The 19,463-nt window shown below is 69.7% G+C and carries 17 protein-coding genes; 6 read left to right on the forward strand and 11 right to left on the reverse strand.

Annotated features, from left to right (window positions below; all coding sequences use genetic code 11):
- Positions 1-90 precede the first annotated feature (90 nt).
- The 7 genes from I2W78_RS25140 to I2W78_RS25170 all read right to left on the reverse strand — a co-directional run bounded on the left by I2W78_RS25140 (position 91) and on the right by I2W78_RS25170 (position 8,639).
- Positions 91-1,860, reverse strand: coding sequence for an IucA/IucC family protein (locus I2W78_RS25140; RefSeq protein ID WP_196462534.1), 1,770 nt, complete (start codon positions 1,858-1,860; stop codon positions 91-93).
- The gene (locus I2W78_RS25145; protein WP_196462535.1) at positions 1,857-2,405 is read right to left on the reverse strand and encodes a GNAT family N-acetyltransferase; all 549 of its coding nucleotides are present in this window, start codon (positions 2,403-2,405) and stop codon (positions 1,857-1,859) included. The genes I2W78_RS25140 and I2W78_RS25145 overlap by 4 nt, the downstream gene beginning before the upstream one ends.
- Positions 2,402-3,679, reverse strand: a complete 1,278-nt coding sequence (locus tag I2W78_RS25150; RefSeq protein WP_196462536.1) for a lysine N(6)-hydroxylase/L-ornithine N(5)-oxygenase family protein — start codon at positions 3,677-3,679, stop codon at positions 2,402-2,404. Before I2W78_RS25150 ends, I2W78_RS25145 begins: the two co-directional genes overlap by 4 nt.
- Complete coding sequence (desA, locus tag I2W78_RS25155) at positions 3,663-5,105, reverse strand: lysine decarboxylase DesA (protein ID WP_196462537.1); 1,443 nt, start codon at positions 5,103-5,105, stop codon at positions 3,663-3,665. Before desA ends, I2W78_RS25150 begins: the two co-directional genes overlap by 17 nt.
- 145 nt (positions 5,106-5,250) lie before the next feature.
- Positions 5,251-6,120, reverse strand: a complete 870-nt coding sequence (locus I2W78_RS25160; protein WP_196462538.1) for a siderophore-interacting protein — start codon at positions 6,118-6,120, stop codon at positions 5,251-5,253.
- A gap of 144 nt (positions 6,121-6,264) precedes the next feature.
- Positions 6,265-7,311, reverse strand: a complete 1,047-nt coding sequence (locus tag I2W78_RS25165) for an ABC transporter substrate-binding protein (RefSeq protein WP_196462539.1) — start codon at positions 7,309-7,311, stop codon at positions 6,265-6,267.
- Positions 7,312-7,478: 167 nt separating this feature from the next.
- Positions 7,479-8,639, reverse strand: a complete 1,161-nt coding sequence (locus I2W78_RS25170) for an acyl-CoA dehydrogenase family protein (RefSeq protein ID WP_196462540.1) — start codon at positions 8,637-8,639, stop codon at positions 7,479-7,481.
- Between the two features lie 150 nt (positions 8,640-8,789).
- Here I2W78_RS25170 and tnpA point away from each other — a divergent pair, with 150 nt between their 5' ends.
- Entirely contained in the window at positions 8,790-9,218 is a 429-nt protein-coding gene (gene tnpA / locus I2W78_RS25175; RefSeq protein WP_374222701.1) for an IS200/IS605 family transposase, read from the forward strand.
- The gene (locus tag I2W78_RS25180) at positions 9,215-10,423 is read left to right on the forward strand and encodes an RNA-guided endonuclease InsQ/TnpB family protein (RefSeq protein ID WP_196462541.1); all 1,209 of its coding nucleotides are present in this window, start codon (positions 9,215-9,217) and stop codon (positions 10,421-10,423) included. Before tnpA ends, I2W78_RS25180 begins: the two co-directional genes overlap by 4 nt.
- Positions 10,424-10,474: 51 nt before the next feature.
- Here the strand turns inward: I2W78_RS25180 and I2W78_RS25185 are convergent, their stop codons facing one another.
- From I2W78_RS25185 to I2W78_RS25195, 3 genes are read right to left on the reverse strand one after another with little or no spacing between them, the layout of a single operon-like run.
- Positions 10,475-11,419 carry a hydroxymethylglutaryl-CoA lyase gene (locus I2W78_RS25185; protein ID WP_196464705.1) on the reverse strand — a complete coding sequence of 315 codons (945 nt, stop codon included), beginning with the start codon at positions 11,417-11,419 and terminating at the stop codon, positions 10,475-10,477.
- A 17-nt stretch (positions 11,420-11,436) separates the two neighbouring features.
- On the reverse strand, positions 11,437-13,362 hold the full coding sequence (locus I2W78_RS25190) for an acetyl/propionyl/methylcrotonyl-CoA carboxylase subunit alpha (protein WP_196462542.1): 1,926 nt from the start codon (positions 13,360-13,362) through the stop codon (positions 11,437-11,439).
- A gap of 8 nt (positions 13,363-13,370) precedes the next feature.
- A complete protein-coding gene (locus I2W78_RS25195; protein ID WP_196462543.1) occupies positions 13,371-14,987 on the reverse strand; it encodes a carboxyl transferase domain-containing protein in 1,617 nt (538 codons plus the stop codon).
- Between the two features lie 86 nt (positions 14,988-15,073).
- Between I2W78_RS25195 and I2W78_RS25200 the strand changes: the two genes are divergently transcribed.
- The 4 genes from I2W78_RS25200 (at position 15,074) to I2W78_RS25215 (ending at position 18,664) form a co-directional block, all read left to right on the forward strand.
- Complete coding sequence (locus tag I2W78_RS25200; protein ID WP_196462544.1) at positions 15,074-15,664, forward strand: SACE_7040 family transcriptional regulator; 591 nt, start codon at positions 15,074-15,076, stop codon at positions 15,662-15,664.
- Between the two features lie 122 nt (positions 15,665-15,786).
- Complete coding sequence (locus tag I2W78_RS25205) at positions 15,787-16,488, forward strand: CPBP family intramembrane glutamic endopeptidase (protein WP_196462545.1); 702 nt, start codon at positions 15,787-15,789, stop codon at positions 16,486-16,488.
- A 95-nt stretch (positions 16,489-16,583) separates the two neighbouring features.
- Positions 16,584-17,741: an acyl-CoA dehydrogenase family protein gene (locus tag I2W78_RS25210; RefSeq protein ID WP_196462546.1), complete on the forward strand. Its 1,158-nt coding sequence runs from the start codon at positions 16,584-16,586 to the stop codon at positions 17,739-17,741.
- Between the two features lie 35 nt (positions 17,742-17,776).
- The gene (locus I2W78_RS25215) at positions 17,777-18,664 is read left to right on the forward strand and encodes an acyl-CoA thioesterase (protein ID WP_196462547.1); all 888 of its coding nucleotides are present in this window, start codon (positions 17,777-17,779) and stop codon (positions 18,662-18,664) included.
- Here the strand turns inward: I2W78_RS25215 and I2W78_RS25220 are convergent.
- A complete protein-coding gene (locus I2W78_RS25220) occupies positions 18,657-19,445 on the reverse strand; it encodes a phosphatase (protein WP_196462548.1) in 789 nt (262 codons plus the stop codon). The genes I2W78_RS25215 and I2W78_RS25220 overlap by 8 nt on opposite strands.
- Positions 19,446-19,463: the final 18 nt, after the last annotated feature.

A 19,463-nucleotide genomic window follows, 5' to 3' on the forward strand; every position in this document is an offset into this window, starting at 1 on the left:
CGCGCCCCTAGGTCAGTTGCCGCCAGCCCCGTTCAGAAGCTACGGCGGGCACCCCGGAGGACCGTACTCCGGGGTGCCCGCCTGTCTGTGTCAGAACCCGGCGATCGGGTTCTTCAGGGTGCCGATCAGCTGGAGTGCGCCGGACGGGTCCGCGAGGTCGACCATCTGCTTGTTGTTGCGCAGTTGGAGGCGGTTGAGGCACGACAGCGCGAACTCGGGGGCGAACATGTCGTACTGCCGGAACTTGTCGGCGAGTTCGGGCATCGACTCCTGGTACTCACGCGTGACGTCCGCGACCGTGCGCCAGAAGTCGTCCTCGTCGAGGATCCCCTCGGTGGCGAGGTTCGCGGCGAGGAAGCGGAAGAAGCAGTCGAAGACGTCCGTGAAGATGGAGAGGAGTTTCTTGTCCTCGGGGACCTCGACGCGCAGCCGCTCCACCGTCGGCGGCAGCACCGCCTCCGGGTCCATCACGGCGATCTCCTCGGCGATGTCCTTGTAGATCGCGCGTTCGACCGTGCCGTCCTTCAGGACCAGGATCACGTTCTCGCCGTGCGGCATGTAGACCAGGTCGTAGGCGTAGAAGCTGTGCAGCAGCGGGGTGTAGTAGGCCCGCAGGTAGCGGCGCAGCCACTCCTTCGGCGCCAGGCCCGACCGGTCGATCAGCGCGGCCGCGAAACCCCGGCCCTCGTGGTCGACGTGCAGCAGTGACGCCATGGTGGCGAGCGACTCGCCGTCCCGCAGGGACGCCACCGGGCTCTCCCGCCACAGCGCGGCCAGCATCTTGCGGTACGGCGAGTAGCGGTCAGTGGCCTTCTCGTACTCCAGGTGCCGGTAGCCGACCGCCGCCCGCTCCCGGATGATCGACAGGCCCGTCGCCTTCAGCACCGGGTCGCCCTCGATCAGCTGGGCGAGCCAGTCGTTGATCGCCGGGGTGGCCTCCATGTAGGCGGCCGACAGCCCGCGCATGAAGCCCATGTTGAGGACGGACAGGGCCGTCTTCACGTAGTGCTTCTCGGGGTGGCTGGTGTTGAAGAAGGTACGGATCGACTGCTGGGCCAGGTACTCGTCGTCGCCCTCGCCGAGGCACACGAGGTGGTGCCGGGCGATCTCGGCGGCGAAGGTGACGGTGAGCTTGTTCCACCACTGCCAGGGGTGGACCGGGATGAGCAGGTAGTCCGCGGGGTCGAGGCCCTGGTCCGTGAGCCGCTGGTGGAAGCGCTCGACCGTCTCGGCGCCCAGCTCGTCGCGGAGGAAGGACTCGTACTCGATGCCGACGCCGGCCGTGAAGGCGGCGCGCGAGCGATGCGCGGCCAGCCACACCAGCCGGACCGGGCTCGCGGTCTCGGGGGCGTACGAGAGGTACTCGTGGATCCCGAAGCCGAGCCGGCCGTTGTTGGCGACGAAGCAGGGGTGGCCCTCGGTCATGCCCGTCTCGATGGCCTGGAAGCCGCTTTTCACCAGCTCGGCGACCGGGACCTGCGGCTTGGTCAGCTTGTAGCAGGTGCCGGAGAGGGTGGAGGAGATCTCCTCCAGGTAGACCGGGAGGATCTCGTCGCTCAGGCCCAGGGTCTGCTTCAGCTCGATGAAGAAGTCCAGGGCGGCGAGCGGGAGTTCGGCGGAGTCGCGGTGCCGGGTGATGGAGTCGGCGTCGATCTGCCAGTGGTCCAGGGCACGGACCACGGCCGTGAAGGTGTACCGCGTCAGGCCGTCGTCGCTGCGGACGACGTACTGATCGCCGTTCTTCTCGGGCGTGATCAGCCGCTCGTGCGCGAACTCGGCGAGAGCCTTGCGGATCAGGAGGCGGTTGGCCCGCGCCCAGCGGTGGGGGGACAGATGCGCTACGGCGTCGGACAGGGTCATACGGCTACTCCTCGGGCGGCCACGAACTGCTCGCGCGTGCAGAAGCTCAGCAGCGCGCGCTTCTCCGGCTTGTCGATCTCACGGACGGGCACGAAGCCGACGGCCTCGTTGAGCGCGTGCACGGCCTTGTTGCTGACGTCGGGCTCGACCACGACCCGCCGGGTGTCCGGGTCGGCGAACAGCTCGTCCATCACGGCGGTGATGACGGCCCTGGTGAAACCGTGGATCGGCCGGTCGGTGGGGGCGACCAGGAAGTGCATGCCGACATCGCCCGGCTCGGGGTCGTACAGACCGACCAGCTCGACGTGGCGGGGGTCGTACTTCTCCATCAGGAACGCCGGCTCGCCGTCGTGCAGGCCGAGGTAGGCGTGATGGTGCTCATGGGCGGCGATCCGCATGTACTCGCGCTCGACGTCCTGGAGTTTGGCGTCCTGCATCATCCAGAAGGCCGCCTTGGGATGGGTGACCCAGCCGTGCAGCAGCTCGGCGTCCTTGAGGGGGTCGAGCGGGCGGACGGTGAACGTACCGATGCTTCCGATGCTCATACGGCGAACTCCTGGAACGCGATGGTCTTCTCGACCGGGTAGTACTCGCTGCCGAGCAGCTCACGGATGATGTACGCGTTCCGGTACGCGCCCATGCCCAGGTCGGGGGACGTGATGCTGTGGGTGTGGACACCGGCGTTCTGCAGGAAGACACCTCTGCCGGTGACGTCGACGGCGTAGTTGCGGGCGACGTCGAAGTTGCCCTGGGAGTCGTAGACCAGCCGGTCGCGGATCGGTGCCAGGAACTCGGGCTCGACGTACTTGTAACCGGTGGCGAGCACCAGCCCCTGGGTGTTGAGCTCGAAGTCCTTTTCCTGCTCCTCCTGGCGGAAGCCCAGCGTGTACGTGCCGTTGTCGTACCGTGCGCTGGTGAGGGCGGAGTTGGTGAGCAGCCGGGTGGGGACGGAGCCGCCGAGGTTCTTCTGGTAGAGCAGGTCGAAGATCTCGTTGATCAGATCGCCGTCGATGCCCTTGAACAGGCCCTTCTGCTCCTGCGTGAGCCGGTAGCGGGTGGCCTCGGGCAGCTCGCGGTAGTAGTCGACGTACTCCGGCGAGGTCATCTCCAGCGTGAGCTTGGTGTACTCCAGCGGGAAGAACCTCGGGGAGCGCGTCACCCAGTTCAGCTGGTAGCCGTGCACGTCGATCTCGCTGAGCAGGTCGTAGTAGATCTCGGCGGCGGACTGCCCGCTGCCGACCAGCGTGATCGACTCCTTGCGCTGGAGCTCCGCCTTGTGGTGGAGGTAGCGGGAGTTGTGCAGGAAGTCACCGCCGAGGTCCCGGCAGGCGTCCGGGATGTGGGGCGGGGTGCCGGTGCCGAGGACCAGGTGACGGGCGCGGAAGACGTCTCCGGCCTCGGTGCGCACGACGTACAGCTCGTCCTCGTACGTCACCTCGGTGACCGTCGTGCTGAAGCGGACGCTGCTCAGCTTGTTCGCGGCCCAGCGGCAGTAGTCGTCGTACTCGACCCGCAGCGGGTAGAAGTTCTCGCGGATGTAGAACGAGTACAGCCGCCCCTTCTCCTTCAGGTAGTTCAGGAAGGAGTACGGGGAGGTCGGGTCGGCCAGCGTGACCAGGTCCGACATGAACGGGGTCTGCAGGTGGGCGCCGTCCAGGAACATGCCCGCGTGCCACTCGAAGTCCGGCTTGGACTCCAGGAAGACGCCGTCGAGTTCGGCGACGGGCTCGGTCAGGCAGGCCAGGCCGAGGTTGAAGGGGCCGAGCCCGATCCCCACGAAGTCATGGGTTTTGGTCGGGTTTTCAGGACGCGCGGTCAAGGGATTCTCCCAGGTACTGCTCGGCGTGGCCGGCGATCAGGTCGAGGACGGCGGCGATGTCGGACGCCTTGGTCTCGGGGTTGAGCAACGTGAACTTCAGGTAGTGGCGGCCGCCCACCTTGGTGCCCGCGACGATGGCCTCGCCGGAGGCGAACAGGGCCTTGCGGGCGTAGAGGTTGGCCCGGTCGATCTCGGCCGGGTCGGTGACGGCCGCCGGGATGTAGCGGAAGACCAGGGTGGACAGGGAGGGCTCGACCACGACGTCGTAGCGCGGGTCGGCGGCGAGCAGTTCCCAGCCCTCCTGAGCCAGGTCGCACACCTCGTCGAAGAGCTGTCCGATGCCGTCGGCGCCCATCACGCGCAGGGTCATCCAGAGCTTGAGGGCGTCGAAGCGGCGGGTGGTCTGGAGGGACTTGTCCACCTGATTGGGGATGCGTTCCTGCACCATCCGGCGGGGGTTGAGGTACTCCGCGTGGTAGGTGGCGTGGCGCAGGGTCGAGGCGTCCCGGACCAGCACGGCGGAGGAACTCACCGGCTGGAAGAAGGACTTGTGATAGTCGACGGTGACCGAGTCGGCGCGCTCGATGCCGGTCAGCAGGGCGCGGCGCTTCGGCGAGGTGAGCAGTCCGCAGCCGTAGGCGGCGTCGACGTGCATCCAGGTGTCGTACTGGCCGCACAGCTCGGCGATCTCGGGCAGCGGGTCGATGGAGCCGAAGTCGGTGGTGCCGGCGGTGGCGACCACGGCCATGGGGATCAGGCCGTCCTTCGTGCAGCGCTCCAGCTCACGGGCGAGCGCGACCGTCTGCATGCGCTTGTCGTGGTCGACGGGGATGGAGACCACGGAGTCCGCGCCGAGGCCGAGGAGTTTGGCGGACTTCTTCACGCTGAAGTGGCTGACCTCGGACGCGAAGATACGCAGTTTCGCGAGCGAGTCGCTCTTCGCCTCCTCGCGGGCCAGCAGCAGCGCCTGGAGGTTGGACTGGGTGCCGCCCGAGGTGAACACGCCGTCGGCGTTCTCACCGAGGCCGATACGGGCCGCGGTCCAGTCGATGAGCTTGCGCTCGATCAGGGTGCCGCCGGCCGACTGGTCCCAGGTGTCGAGGGAGGAGTTGACGGCGGAGAGGATGGCCTCACCGAGCACGGCCGGTATGACGACCGGGCAGTTGAGGTGGGCGAGGTAGCGGGGGTGATGGAAGTAGATCGCGTCCCGGAGGTAGACGTCCTCCAGTTCGTCCAGCACGGCGGTGGTGTCGTGCAGCGGCTGGTCGAGGTCGATCTGCTCGATGCGGGGGGCCAGGGCATCGACGGTGACGCCCGTGAACGGACGGTCGGTGGTGGCGAGTTTCGCCGCCACCCGCTCGACTCCATCGGTCACGGAGCGGCGGTACTGCTCCGCGGTCGTGTCATTGAGCAGGTGCGAGCGCATGTGGGGGTCCTCCGGTGGGGACGGTCCGTTGCGGGACGGGTGAAGGCCGCGTTTAACTTAGGTTAGCCTAACCTAATTAACTCTGGCGAAACGCTGCCCCAGCCGTGACAGCCGTCACTGTGAACGGCTGCTTATCGGACGGGAGTTATTCGCCCCGCTCGCGCAACTGCTCTTCGGTGAGCCCCTGTCGCCAGTAGCCGACGAAGGTGACCCGGCGGCGGTCGATGCCGCGCTCGCCGACGAAGTGCCGGCGCAGCTCCTTCACGCAGGACGACTCGCCCGCGATCCAGACGTACGGGTGCTCGGCGGGCGGCAGTTGGGTGTCACGCAGGGCGCCGAGAGCCATGGGGATGGGGGCACCTCCCACGCCTTTCGGGCTGTGGGGGATCTCGGCGCGGCTTGCGTCGTGCACCAGCCAGGTGACCTCGGCGTCGGCCTCGGTCACCAGGTCCTGGATGTTCCCGGCGTCGTGCACCTCCAGCCAGACGCGGGCGCGTTGGCCGGCCGGCAGCGACTCCAGGATGGCCGAGACGGCCGGCAGCGCGGTCTCGTCGCCCCAGACGACCACCAGGTCGGTGTCCTGAGGCGGCCGGAACCGGATCGCCCGGTTGTCCGCGACCGCCGGTCCGAGCAGCAGCACCCGGTCCCCGGCCACCGCCCGCGCGGCCCACTGGGAGGCGGGCCCCGCCGGGGTGTGCAGCACGAAGTCGATGTCGATCTCGTCGGGCTCGCGCCGCAGCGCCCGCAGCGTGTACGACCGCATCACGGCCCGCACGTCGTCGGGCAGTTCCCGCCAGCCCTGCCACCACCCGTCACCGAGCTCGACGGGAACCCGCGGCTCCCTCTGACCGGGGTGCGGCAGGAACAACGACAGGGACTGGTCACGCCCGTCGGAGAAGAAGTACGCAAGGTCCTCTCCGCCAAAGGTGACCCGGACCATGGACGGCCCGAGCCGCCTCGTCCGCACGACCTGGAGAGAAAAGAAACGGAACGGGGCGGCTACGGCCGTAGTCATGGGGTAACTCCCGAGTTGGCGTCAGGGGAGCGCCCTCAGGGGCGCGGGGCTGTATTGATATGCGGCTCCGCCGCGTGGGCGCGACCAGCCACAACCGGCCAGCAGTTACCCCACGAGCGACACCCCTAAGGCGCTGAACTGCTGTCAGCTGACCTTCTTCGCCTTCTCAATCGCCTCGGCAAGATTCGTCAGCAACGGCGTGCACTTGTCGTACGACAGAATCGGCTCCGGCGACCGCGCGATGATCTGCCCAGCCTTGACCGCGGGCAGCTTCTTCCACGTGCCCTCGGTGATGTCGGCAGGCTGAATCGTCGACGACCGGTCGTCCATCATGATGATGTCGGCCGGGTACTTGTCGACGTTCTCCCAGCTCAGCGACTCGAACCAGCCACCGGTCGGCTCCTTGGCCTTCTCCGACGGCTCGACGAAGTTCACGCCGAGGGCCTTGAAGTACTCCAGGTCGATGGAGAGGTTGGTGCCGGAGACGTAGAACAGCTCCTGGCTCGCGGAACCGGCCATCACCTTGATCTCGGGACGGGACTTCGCGGCCTTGCGCAGCCGCTCGGCGGCGGCCTCGAACTCCTGCTTGGCCTTGACGACCTTGTCGGCCTTCATGTCCGCGCCGAGCGACTCGGCCAGCGCCCACATGCGCTGCAGCGGCTCGGTCATCTGGCGGTCGTAGACGGAGATGGCGACGCTCGGGGCGAGCTTGGCGATCTTGTCCTTGGACGCCTCGGGGACGTACCAGAGGGTGCCCGCGCTGTCGAAGGTGGTGGAGATCAGGACGTCCGGCTGGAACGCGGCGTACTTCTCGACGTTGAACTGGTCCCAGACGTTGCCGAAGACGGTCAGCTTGCTGACGTCCATGTCGCCGGCCTGGACGTCGGCCTTGCCGCCCTGCACGGTGGTCGGGCCGAAGACGCCCTTGACGTCGATGCCGTAGTCGTAGAGGGCGGCGGCGACACCGACGAAGGCGACGATGTTCGCCGGGGCCTGGTCCAGCTTCACCGTCTCGCCGCGGTCGTCCTTGAACGACCAGGGGCCGGATGCCTTGGCGGATGCCTTCGCGTCCGAGCCGCCGTTGTTCGTGTCTTCGTCGCCGCAGGCTGCGAGCACGGCACCGAGGCCGAGGGCACCGCCGGCGGCGAGGATGCCGCGGCGGGTGAGGTGGGTGGCACGGGCGTTGGACATGAGTGTGGCTGCTTTCGAACAGGGCGGAGGGCCCGCCGGACAATTCGAAGGTAGGTTAGCCTAACCTCAGATCTTGTCCAGGGGCGGGATCCGCTCCGACCCCAACCCGTGATCTTCCCGGTGCCGCACCCGGTATGCGGGCAACCCCGCCCCGCTGAGCGGGTCGCTCAGCCCGCGAGGCCCAACTCCCGTGCGATCAGCATCCGTTGCACCTCACTCGTGCCCTCCCCGATCTCCAGGATCTTCGAGTCCCGCCACATCCGGGCCACCGGATACTCGTTCATGAAGCCGTAACCGCCGTGGATCTGAGTGGCGTCGCGGGCGTTGTCCACGGCGATCGTCGACGAGTACAGCTTCGCCAGCGCCGCCTCCTTCTTGAAGGGTTCGCCCGCCAGCAGCCGTGAGGCCGCGTCCCGCCATGCCAGGCGGGCCGTGTGGGCCTTCATCTCCATGTCGGCGATCTTGAACTGGATGGCCTGGTTGGCGCCGATCGGCCGGCCGAAGGCGTGACGCTCCTTCGCGTACTTCACCGACTCGTCGACACAGCCCTGCGCCAGGCCTGTGGCGAGCGCCGCGATGGCGATGCGGCCCTCGTCGAGGATGCGCAGGAACTGGGCGTACCCCCGGCCCTCCTCGCCCAGCAGGTTCGCCGCCGGTACCCGGACGTCGTCGAAGGACAGCTCCCGGGTGTCGGAGGCGTTCCAGCCGACCTTGGAGTACGGGGGCGCGACCGTGAAGCCCGGAGTGCCGGACGGGACGATGATCGCGGAGATCTCCGGCCTGCCGTCCGGTTTGCGGCCCGTCACCGCGGTGACCGTGACCAGGCCGGTGATGTCCGTGCCGGAGTTGGTGATGAAGCACTTCGTGCCGTTGATCACCCACTCGTCGGTCTCCGGGTCGAGCCGGGCCGTGGTGCGGGTCGCGCCCGCGTCCGAGCCGCCGTCGGGCTCGGTCAGACCGAAGGCGCCGAGGATCTCACCGGAGCACAGGCGGGGCAGCCACGTCCGCTTCTGCTCCTCGGTGCCGAACAGGTGGATCGGCATGGCGCCCAGCGAGACGCCCGCCTCCAGGGTGATGGCCACCGAGGAGTCGACGCGGGCCAGTTCCTCCAGGGCGACGCCCAGGGCGAGATAGTCGCCGCCCATACCGCCGTACTCCTCGGGGAACGGCAGCCCGAACAGGCCCATCCTGCCCATCTCGCGGACGATCTCGTACGGGAACTCGTGCCGCTCGTAGTAGTCGCCGATCTTGGGCGCGACGACCTCGTGTGCGAACTCCTCGACCGTGCGGCGGAGTTCTTCCAGCTCGGGGCTGAGGCGGTGGTCCATCAGGACCTAGCCAGGGGACGCCCCGCTTTAGCGGGGTGGGGAATGGCTTCTGAGCCCTGCTCTGACCTCAACTGGGTGCATGGATCCGCACTGTTCACCTGTGCCCACCTCTCTGCCGCACTAGACCTGCGGCGCGTGTATAGTGATCGCGTGGCCGTGACCAGGAAAGTTCGCCAACTCTCCGGCGGCGTGTACGACCTCGGGCTCCACGTCGTGTGGTGCCCGAAGTACCGCCGTCCGGTCCTCGGCGGCCGGGTCGCGGAACGACTGGACGAACTGATCCGGCAGAAGGCAGACGAACGCGGGTGGGAGATCATCGCCCTTGAAGTGATGCCCGACCACGTGCACCTGTTCGTGAAGCACGATGCGAAGTCGTCGGCCTCGTACGTGGCGAACCAGTTCAAGGGCTTCACGTCCCGCGTGCTGCGCGAGGAGTTCGGGCACCTGAAGTCGCGGATGCCCACGCTGTGGTCGTCGTCGTACTTCGCGGCCTCGGTCGGCGCCGTGTCGGCGGCCACGGTCGAGAAGTACATCGACACCCAGTGGGAACGCCCCGGGAAGAAGGGGGACGGCTCGTGATCCGCGCGTACAAGTTCCTCCTGCGCCCCACGGCCCGTCAGACGGCCGCGCTCGGCGAGATGCTGCGGGATCACTGCTCCCTCTACAACGGCGCGTTGCAGGAACGCCGGGACGCCTACCGGCACACCTCGAAAACCAGCGTCCGCTACGGCGACCAGTCCGCGCAGCTCAAGGAGATCCGCGCGTTCGATCCCGAGCGGCAGGGCCGCTGGTCGTTCTCCTCCCAGCAGGCCACCCTGCGCCGTCTGGACAAGGCGTTCGCCGCGTTCTTCCGCCGGGTCAAGGCCGGGCAGACTCCCGGCTACCCCCGGTTCAAGGGCGCCGGCCACTTCGACACTGTCACCTTCCCCAAGGACGGTGACGGCTGCCGCTGGGACTCCACTGCCCACGACGCGACCACCCGCGTCCGCCTCCAGGGCGTCGGACACGTCCGCGTGCACCAGCACCGGCCCGTGCGGGGCCGCGTCAAGACGATCAGCGTGAAGCGCGAGGGGAACCGCTGGTACGTCGTCCTCTCCTGCGACAACGTGCCCGCTGAGGAACTGCCGCCCACCGGGGGAAACGTCGGTATCGACATGGGCGTCGCTCACTTCCTGACCACCTCGGACGGCGAACACGTCGCCAACCCGCGCTTCCTGAAGGCGATGGCCGACGAGCTGGCCGAAGCGCAGCGGCACCTCGCGACGTTCCCGAAGCGGACCCGGCAGCGCACCAAGCACCACCGCGCCGCCGCCCGGAAGGTCGCCAAGCTGCACGCCAGGATCCGGCGGCAGCGCGCCGACTTCCACCACAAGACCGCCCGCGCGCTCGTCGCCGGCCACGACGTGATCGCGCACGAGCGGCTGAGTACGGCGGGCATGACCAAGAGCCCCGCACCCAAGGCCGACCCAGACGCGCCCGGCGGCTTCCTGCCCAACGGTGCTGCCGCGAAGGCCGGACTCAACCGCAGCATCCTCGACGCGGGTTGGGCGCAGTTCCTCGCAATCCTGGCGAACAAGGCTGAGAGTGCCGGTCGCCTGGTGGTTGCGGTGGACGCGCGCAACACCTCCCGCACGTGCCCCGAGTGCGGGCACCTCGCGAAGGAGAACCGCGCCACCCAAGCGAGGTTCGAATGCACGGCGTGCGGGTTCGCGGCGAACGCGGACCACGTCGGCGCGACGAACGTCCTCAACAGGGCCGGGCCGGCCCTCTGCGCGGCGGCTTAGCCACCGACGCAGGAAGCCCGCGCGTTTACGCGTGGGTGGAGTCACGATGCGTCACTGCTCCTCTCTGGGGTGGTCCTGCGGGTCCTCGTGGGACAGGGCTCTTACGGTGCGGGACGGGCTGGGTCGGCCCAAATGTCCGGCCATCCACACGCTGGTCGCGGTGAGACGGCCGAGATCGACGCCGGTGTCGATGCCGAGGCCGTGCAGCATCCACACGAGGTCCTCGGTGGCGAGGTTGCCGGTGGCGCTCCTGGCGTACGGGCAGCCGCCGAGGCCGCCCGCCGAGGCGTCGACCGTCGTGACGCCGTGCTGGAGCGCGGCCAGGGTGTTGGCCAGGGCCTGGCCGTAGGTGTCGTGGAAGTGCACGCCGAGGGCGGTGGTGGGGATGTGGTCGGCGTTGAGGGCGGTGAGCAGTTCGGTGACGTGTCCGGGGGTCGCCACGCCGATGGTGTCGCCGAGGCTCAGCTCGTCGCAGCCCATGTCCAGCAGGGCCTTGCAGACCCTGACGACCTGGTGGACCGGGACGGGGCCTTCCCAGGGGTCGCCGAAGCACATGGACAGATAGCCGCGGACGTGGACCTGTTCGGCCTTCGCCCGGGTCACCACCGGGTCGAACATGGCCAGGGCCTCGTCGACCGTGCGGTTGAGGTTGGCCTTCGCGAAGGACTCGGTGGCGCTGGCGAAGACGGCGACGCGGGTGGCGCCCAGCGCCAGGGCCCGGTCCAGTCCGCGCGTGTTGGGGACGAGGACCGGGAGGGCGACCGGGAGATCGCTGACGCGCGGGAACAGCTCCTCGGCGTCCGCCAGTTGGGGCACCCACTTGGGGTGGACGAAGCTGGTGGCCTCGATCGTCGTCAGGCCCGCGTCGGCCAGCCGGCGGACGAACTCCGCCTTGACCTCGGTCGGCACCCGCGCCTTCTCGTTCTGCAGGCCGTCGCGCGCGCCGACCTCGTGGATCCGCACGCGCGCGGGCAGCCCCGGCGACGGTACGACCATGGGGAGTCCCTGCGTGCTCACGAGGCCACCTCCTCGGTCGGCGTGATGACGGCGAGGACCTGGTCCATGGCAACCGTGGTGCCGGGGCCGACGTCCAGCTCGGCGACCGTGCCGGCGTGCGGGGCGGAGATGACGTGCTCCATCTTCATCGCCTCCACCACCAGCAGACTCTGACCGGCGCTCACCTCGTCACCCACCGCCACCTTCACGACCGTGACCGTCCCCGGCATCGGCGCGGTGAGCGAGTCGGCGCCGGAGTGGGCGGCGCGGGAGAGGGACGCCTCGACCGGGTCGTGGTCGCGCACGTGCCAGGCGTCGCCGTCGCGGCCGATCCAGTCGGCGGCGCGGTGGAAGGTGTGGCGGACGCCGTCGAGGGTGACGCTGACGTGGGTGTCGGTGACGGTGTGGGTGCCGCGCGGGCGGTGCGTGACGGGTTCGAGTCCCGGCACGCGGACGTCGAAGGCCACGGGAGCCGACTCGCCGCCGAGCCGCCAGCCGTTCGGCACGGAGAACGGGTCGATCCAGCCCTCGGTCCGCGGCGGCCGGAGCGCTTCCAGGCGTACGGCCGCTGCCGCCTCGTACACCTCCTCCGGTACGTCCGTGGAGACGAGCGTCGCCACCTCCCGCTCGACCAGCCCGGTGTCCAGGTCGCCCGCGACGACCGCCGGATGGGCCAGCAGCCGGCGCAGGAACCCGGCGTTCGTCGGCACGCCCAGGGTCACCGTCTCGGCGAGGGCGGCGCGCAGCTTGCGCAGGGCGGTGGCGCGGTCGGGGCCGTAGGCGATGACCTTCGACAGCATCGGGTCGTAGAGGCTGCCGACCTCGGTCCCCTCGCTGAGCCCGGAGTCGGTGCGGACGCCGTCGCCCTGCGGCTCGCGCAGCCTGAGCACCGTGCCGCCGGAGGGCAGGAAGCCGCGGGTGGGGTCCTCGGCGCAGATGCGGGCCTCTATCGCGTGCCCGGCGAGGGCGATGTCGTCCTGCGCGAAGCCGAGGCGCTCGCCCGCCGCGACCCGCAGCTGCCACTCGACCAGGTCGAGGCCGGTGATGAGCTCGGTGACGGGGTGCTCCACCTGGAGACGGGTGTTCATCTCCATGAAGTAGTACGCGTTCGGATCCCCGCCGGGGACGATGAACTCGACCGTGCCCGCCCCGACGTACCCGCACGAGCGTGCCGCCTGCACGGCCGCCTCGCCCATGGCCGCGCGGGTGGCGTCGTCCAGGAGGACGCTGGGCGCCTCCTCGATGATCTTCTGGTGGCGGCGCTGGAGGGAGCACTCGCGCTCGCCCAGGTGGACGACGCCTCCGTGGCCGTCGGCCAGGACCTGGATCTCGATGTGGCGGGGCCGGTCGATCCACCGCTCCACGAGGAGGGTGCCGTCGCCGAAGGAGGCGGTGGCCTCGCGTCGGGCGGCGGCGATCTCGTCGTCGAGGTGGGTCAGGTCCCGCACCAGGCGCATGCCCTTGCCGCCGCCGCCCGCGGAGGGCTTCAGCAGCACGGGGGCGCCCAGTTCGCGGGCGGCCTTGGCGAGTTCGGGGTCGCGGCCACCGGGGACGACGGGCACTCCGGCCGCCGCCACGGTCTCCTTGGCGCGGATCTTGTCGCCCATGAGGGCGATGGCGTCGGCGGGCGGTCCGACGAAGACGAGTCCGGCGTCGGCGCACGCGCGCGCGAACGCGGCGTTCTCCGCGAGGAAGCCGTAGCCGGGGTGGACGGCCTGGGCGTTCGTCGCGGCCGCCGCCTCAAGGATCCGCTCCACGGACAGATAGCTCTCGACGGCCGGCGCGGGTCCGATCCGTACCGCGGTGTCGGCCTCGCGGACGTGCCGGGCGTCGGCGTCGGCGTCGGAGAAGACGGCGACCGAGCGGACGCCCAGCGAGCGGAGCGTACGGATGACGCGGACGGCGATCTCGCCGCGGTTGGCCACAAGAACGGTGTCGAACATCGGTCCCCTCACATCCGGAAGACGCCGAACTGGGGGTCACCCAGGGGCGCGTTGGCGCACGCGGTCAGGGCCAGGCCGACCACCTGACGGGTCTGAAGGGGGTCGATCACCCCGTCGTCCCAGAGGCGGGCGGTCGCGTAGTAGGCATTCCCCTGACGCTCGTACTGCGCACGGACCGGCGCCTTGAACGCCTCTTCCTCGTCCAGGGGCCAGTCCTCGCCGCGCCCCTCCATCTGGTCCCGCTTGACGGTGGCGAGGACGGAGGCGGCCTGTTCACCGCCCATGACGGAGATCTTCGCGTTGGGCCACATCCACAGGAAGCGTGGCGAATACGCGCGGCCGCACATCGAGTAGTTCCCCGCGCCGTACGAACCGCCGACCACGACCGTCAGCTTCGGTACGCGGGTGGTGGCGACGGCGGTGACCATCTTCGCCCCGTGCTTGGCGATGCCACCGGCCTCGTAGTCCCGGCCGACCATGAACCCGGAGATGTTCTGCAGGAACAGCAGCGGGATGCCGCGCTGGTCGCACAGCTCGATGAAGTGGGCGCCCTTCTGGGCGGACTCGGAGAAGAGGATGCCGTTGTTGGCGATGATGCCGACCGGGTGGCCGTGGATCCGGGCGAAGCCGGTGACCAGGGTCTGCCCGAACTCGGCCTTGAACTCGGCGAACCGGGAGCCGTCGACCACGCGGGCGATGATCTCGCGGACGTCGTAGGGGGTGCGGGGGTCCGCGGGCACCGCCCCGTACAACCCGTACGGGTCGACCTTGGGCTCCGTCGCGGGCCGCACCTCCCAGGGCAGCGCCCCGCGCGCGGGGAGCGTCGCGGCGATGTTCCGCACGATCCGCAGGGCGTGGGCGTCGTCCTCCGCGAGGTGGTCGGTGACACCGGACACGCGCGCGTGCACCTCGCCGCCGCCGAGCTCCTCGGCGGTGACGACCTCGCCGGTGGCGGCCTTCACCAGTGGGGGGCCGCCGAGGAAGATCGTCCCCTGGTTCCGCACGATCACGGCCTCGTCGCTCATCGCCGGGACGTACGCCCCGCCGGCCGTGCAGGAGCCGAGGACGGCGGCGATCTGGGGGATGCGGGCGGCGGACATCCGGGCCTGGTTGTAGAAGATCCGCCCGAAGTGCTCCCGGTCCGGGAAGACCTCGTCCTGCATGGGCAGGAAGGCGCCGCCCGAGTCGACGAGGTAGAGACAGGGCAGCCGGTTCTCCAGGGCGACTTCCTGGGCGCGCAGATGCTTCTTCACCGTCATCGGGTAGTACGTCCCGCCCTTGACGGTCGCGTCGTTGGCGACGACGACGCACTCCCGCCCGCTCACCCGCCCGATGCCGGCGATGACACCGGCGGCGGGGGCCTGGCCGTCGTACATCCCGTCGGCGGCGAGCGGGGCCAGCTCCAGGAAGGGCGAGCCGGGGTCGAGAAGGGTGTCGACGCGGTCGCGCGGCAACAGCTTCCCGCGCGCGGTGTGCCGGGCGCGGGCCTTCTCACCCCCGCCGAGCCGGGCGGCGGCGAGCTTGGCGCGCAGCTCCTCGACGAGCGCGAGGTGCGCTGCCTCGTTGGCCCGCCAAGCCTCCGACGCGGGGTCTGCCGCGCTGTGCAGCTCCGGTGCCTGGTCCATCCTGCGGTCCCCTCACTTTGTTAATGAGCGTTAACGCATTTCCTCCAGGTTAACGACCGCTAACCTCGCTGTCTAGAATTGCTTCCATGGCCATGCGAACCGACGCCCCCACCCGCCGCGAGCAGATCCTCAAGGAAGCCGCCCGACTCTTCGCCGAGCGCGGCTTCCATGGCGTCGGCGTGGACGAGATAGGTGCCGCGGTCGGCATCAGCGGCCCCGGCCTCTACCGGCACTTCCCGGGCAAGGACGCGATGCTCGCCGAGCTGCTGGTGGGCATCAGCGGCCAGCTCCTGACCGGTGGGAAGCGCCGGGTCGCGGAGGCGGACGGGGATCCCGAGGCGGTCCTCGACTCGCTCATCGAGGGCCATATCGACTTCGCGCTCGACGACCGCCCGCTCATCACCCTGCACGACCGGGAGCTGGACCGCCTCCGGGACAGCGACCGCAAGCTGGTGCGGCAGCTGCAGCGGCAGTACGTCGAGCTGTGGGTGGAGGTGGTGCGTCAGGTGTACCCGGCCCTGTCCGAGCCGACGGCTCGTTCGGCGGTCCACTCGGTCTTCGGTCTGCTGAACTCGACGCCGCATCTGGGGCGTCCGGGGTCCTTGCCGGGGCGGGGGGCTACGGCGGAGTTGTTGCATCGGATGGCGCGGGGGGCGTTCGGGGCGGTGGGTTCGTAGGCGCGGTGGGCCTTCGTTCGTCTGCGGCGCCGTCGTGGCTGGTCGCGCCCACCCGGCGGAGCCGGGAAATAGATACAGCCTCGCGCCCCTTCAGGGGCGTCGCCGCAACCCGTGGAGGCAGGATGCCGGTCGTCTGTGTCGTTGCCGTCCTCGTCGTCGCGAATCTCGTCAACAACTGGCTCCTGCGCGGTCCCGTTGCGTACGTCCTGACCTGTGTCGTCGCGACGGTCGTCCTGCTGCTGATCGCCCGCTGGGACGGGCTCACCCGGGCCGAGCTGGGAGTCGACGCGGCGGGGGTGCGGCGAGGGCTGCGGTGGGCGCCCGTTCTCGTCGGTGGCGTTCTCGTCGTCTGTCTGCTGCTTCTCGCCGTACCGGCCGGACGGGCCGTGTTCCAGGACGCCAGGGCCGCCGGTCTGACCAGCGGGGAGTTGCTCTGGAACGTTCTCGTGCGCGTACCTCTCGGCACCGTGCTGCTGGAGGAGACCGCCTTCCGGGGTGTGCTGTGGGCCATGATCCGGCGTCGGCACGGCACGGCGTGGGCGACCGCCGGCTCCTCGGTGCTCTTCGGCCTGTGGCACGTGCTGCCCTCCCGTGGCCTCAACCGCTCCAACGCCGCCGTGGGGACGGCGTTCGGAAGCGGTCCTGCGGACGCGGCGGTGACCGTCGCGGTGGCCGTCGTCGCCATGGTCGCCGCCGGGGCGGTCCTGTGCGAACTGCGCCGCCGCTCCGGCAGCCTGCTGGCGCCCGCCGCGCTGCACTGGGCGATCAACGGCTTCGGCTACGCCCTTTCCTGGGCGGTACCTCGCTGGTGGCCCGCCGCGTGACGAGCGTTACCCGCCGACCGGTCTGGACTCGGCTTCGTACTCACCGGTACGGTAGGTGAGCAAGCGCTTAGACATGTACCCGTGGAGGTGGCGGCGTGCGCCGTACGGTGTTCAACGAGGATCACGAGGCGTTCCGGGAGACCCTGCGCGCCTTCATCGAGGCCGAGGTCGTGCCCGTCTACGACGAGTGGTTCGCCGCCGGCCAGGCGCCGCGCGAGTTCTACTACAAGCTCGGTGAGCTGGGCATCTTCGGCATCAACGTGCCCGAGGAGTTCGGCGGCGCGGGCCTGGACAGCCACAAGTTCGAGGCCGTCCTCTACGAGGAGACCGCCCGCGCGGGTGTCCAGTTCGGCGGCTCCGGCGTGCACGTGCTGCTCGCCCTGCCGTACATCAAGATGCTGGCCACCGACGAGCAGAAGAAGCGGTACCTGCCGAAGTTCGTCACCGGCGAGGAGATGTGGGCCATCGCGATGACGGAGCCGGGCACGGGCTCCGACCTCGCGGGCATGAAGTCCACCGCCAAGCTCTCCGAGGACGGCACGCACTACGTCCTCAACGGCGCCAAGACCTTCATCACCGGCGGTGTCCACGCCGACCGTGTGATCGTGTGCGCCCGTACCTCCGCGCCGACCGCCGAGGACCGCCGCCACGGCATCTCCCTCTTCGCCGTGGACACCAAGTCCGAGGGCTACTCCGTCGGCCGCAAGCTCGACAAGCTCGGCCTGAAGACCTCCGACACCGCCGAGCTCGCGTTCGTCGACGTCAAGGTGCCCGTCGAGGACCTCCTCGGCGAGGAGAACAAGGGCTTCTACTACCTCGGCCACAACCTGGCCTCCGAGCGCTGGGGCATCGCCTTCGGCGCCTACGCGCAGGCCAAGGCCGCCGTCCGGTTCGCCAAGCAGTACGTGCAGGAGCGCACCGTCTTCGGCAAGCCGGTCGCCCACTTCCAGAACACCAAGTTCGAGCTGGCCGCCTGCCAGGCCGAGGTGGACGCCGCCGAGGCCGTGGCCGACCGGGCGACCGAGGCGCTGGACGCCGGTGAGCTGACGCCCGCCGAGGCCGCGTCCGCGAAGCTGTTCTGCACCGAGGTCGCGCACCGCGTCATCGACCGCTGCCTGCAGCTGCACGGCGGCTACGGCTACATGAACGAGTACCCGATCGCCCGCCTGTACGCGGACAACCGTGTGAACAGGATCTACGGCGGAACCAGCGAAATCATGAAGTCGATCATCGCGAAGGACATGGGCCTGTAAGGTTCCGGAAATTACTGGCCAGTAGAAAAGTGGCCATGAGCCAGGCACTACAGGATCTCCTCGATCTGCTCGACCTGGAGCAGATCGAGGAGAACATCTTCCGCGGCCAGTCCCGGTCCGCCGTCATCCCACGCGTCTTCGGCGGACAGGTCGCGGCCCAGGCGCTCGTCGCCGCCGGGCGCACGGTCCCCGAGGACCGGCCCCCGCACTCCCTGCACGCGTACTTCCTGCGCACCGGCGACCCCGGCGCGCCCATCGTCTACACGGTCGACCGCCTCCGCGACGGCCGCTCCTTCACCACCCGCCGCGTCGTCGCGGTCCAGCACGGCCAGCCGATCTTCGGCATGTCCGTCTCCTTCCAGACGTACGAGGAAGGGATGGACCACCAGACGCCGATGCCGCCCGCGCCCGACCCGGTCACGCTGCCGACCTCCGAGGAACGGCTGAGCGGCTACGGCCACCTCGACCCGCAGGTCGTCGAGAAGTTCCTGGAGGCGCGGGCCGCCGTCGACCTGCGGTACGTGGACGAGCCGCCGTACGGCAGGTTCGGCGAGCCCCGCGAACCGCACTCGCAGGTGTGGTTCCGCGCCAACGGCAAGCTCGCCGACGACCCCCTGCAGCACATCGCCCTCGCGACGTACGTCTCCGACATGACCCTGCTCGACTCGGTCCTGCTCGCGCACGGCCGGGGCGGCTGGGCCGTCGGTGACGTCGTCGGGGCCTCACTGGACCACGCGATGTGGTTCCACCGCCCGTTCCGCGCCGACGAGTGGCTCCTGTACGACCAGGAGTCCCCGTCGGCGTACGGCGGCCGCGGCCTCGGCCAGGCCCGCATCTACACGCAGGACGGCCGCCTCGCCATCACGGTGATCCAGGAGGGCGTCGTACGGGTACCGCGGGCCAGGGCGACAGGCCCTAGGTGAGCCCCGCCTCCGACAGCAGGTAGGCCGTCATCGGGTCGTAGTAGCGGGGGCTGACCACGTGGTCGTCGAGCGGGACCGTCACCTGGACGGTCCCCTCGGCCTCCGCGATGAACAGGGCCGGGTCGTTGCAGTCCGCGTAGCCCACGGCGTCGACGCCGTGTTGGCCCGCGTAGCCCGCCCAGCCGTGGTCGGCGACGACCAGGTCGGGCAGCGGGCGGCCGCCGCGCTCCAGGGCGGTGAGGATGGCCTTCATCGGTTCACCCGAGTGGGTGTGCCACAGGGTGGCGCCGTGCTCCAGCATCGCCACGTCCGCGAACTGCATGACGTACCCCTCGTCCGTCTGCAGTCCGTCCGGGATCACCACGATCTCGCAGCCGGCGGTGCGCAGTGCCGCCGCCGTCGCCCGGTGCACGTCGAGCAGACCGCCCGGGTGGCCGGTCGCGAACAGCACCCGCTGCTTGCCGTCGGCCGCCTTGCGCAGCCGGGCGGCGAGACGCTCCAGGGCGGCGACCGTCAGCTCGGGGTCGATGGTGTCCTGGCCGTGCCGGTACTCGGGGTCGTCGTTCACGCCGACCCGCTCCGCCATCACCGCGAGCACGTCCTGCTCGTCGGTCCAGCGGTCGCCGAGCTCCAGACCGAGCCAGAAGTTGCGGACGCCGTTCGACAGTTGGCGGTAGTGGGAGAGGTTGTTCTCACGCGGGGTGGCGACGTCGCCCGCGATACGGGTCTTCACAAGGTGCTCGACGAGCTCGGCGCGGCTGGGTGTCCCGGATATCGGCATGGCTCTTATTGTGCGGCA

The sequence above is a fragment of the Streptomyces spinoverrucosus genome, assembly GCF_015712165.1.
Lineage (GTDB): Bacteria > Actinomycetota > Actinomycetes > Streptomycetales > Streptomycetaceae > Streptomyces > Streptomyces spinoverrucosus_A.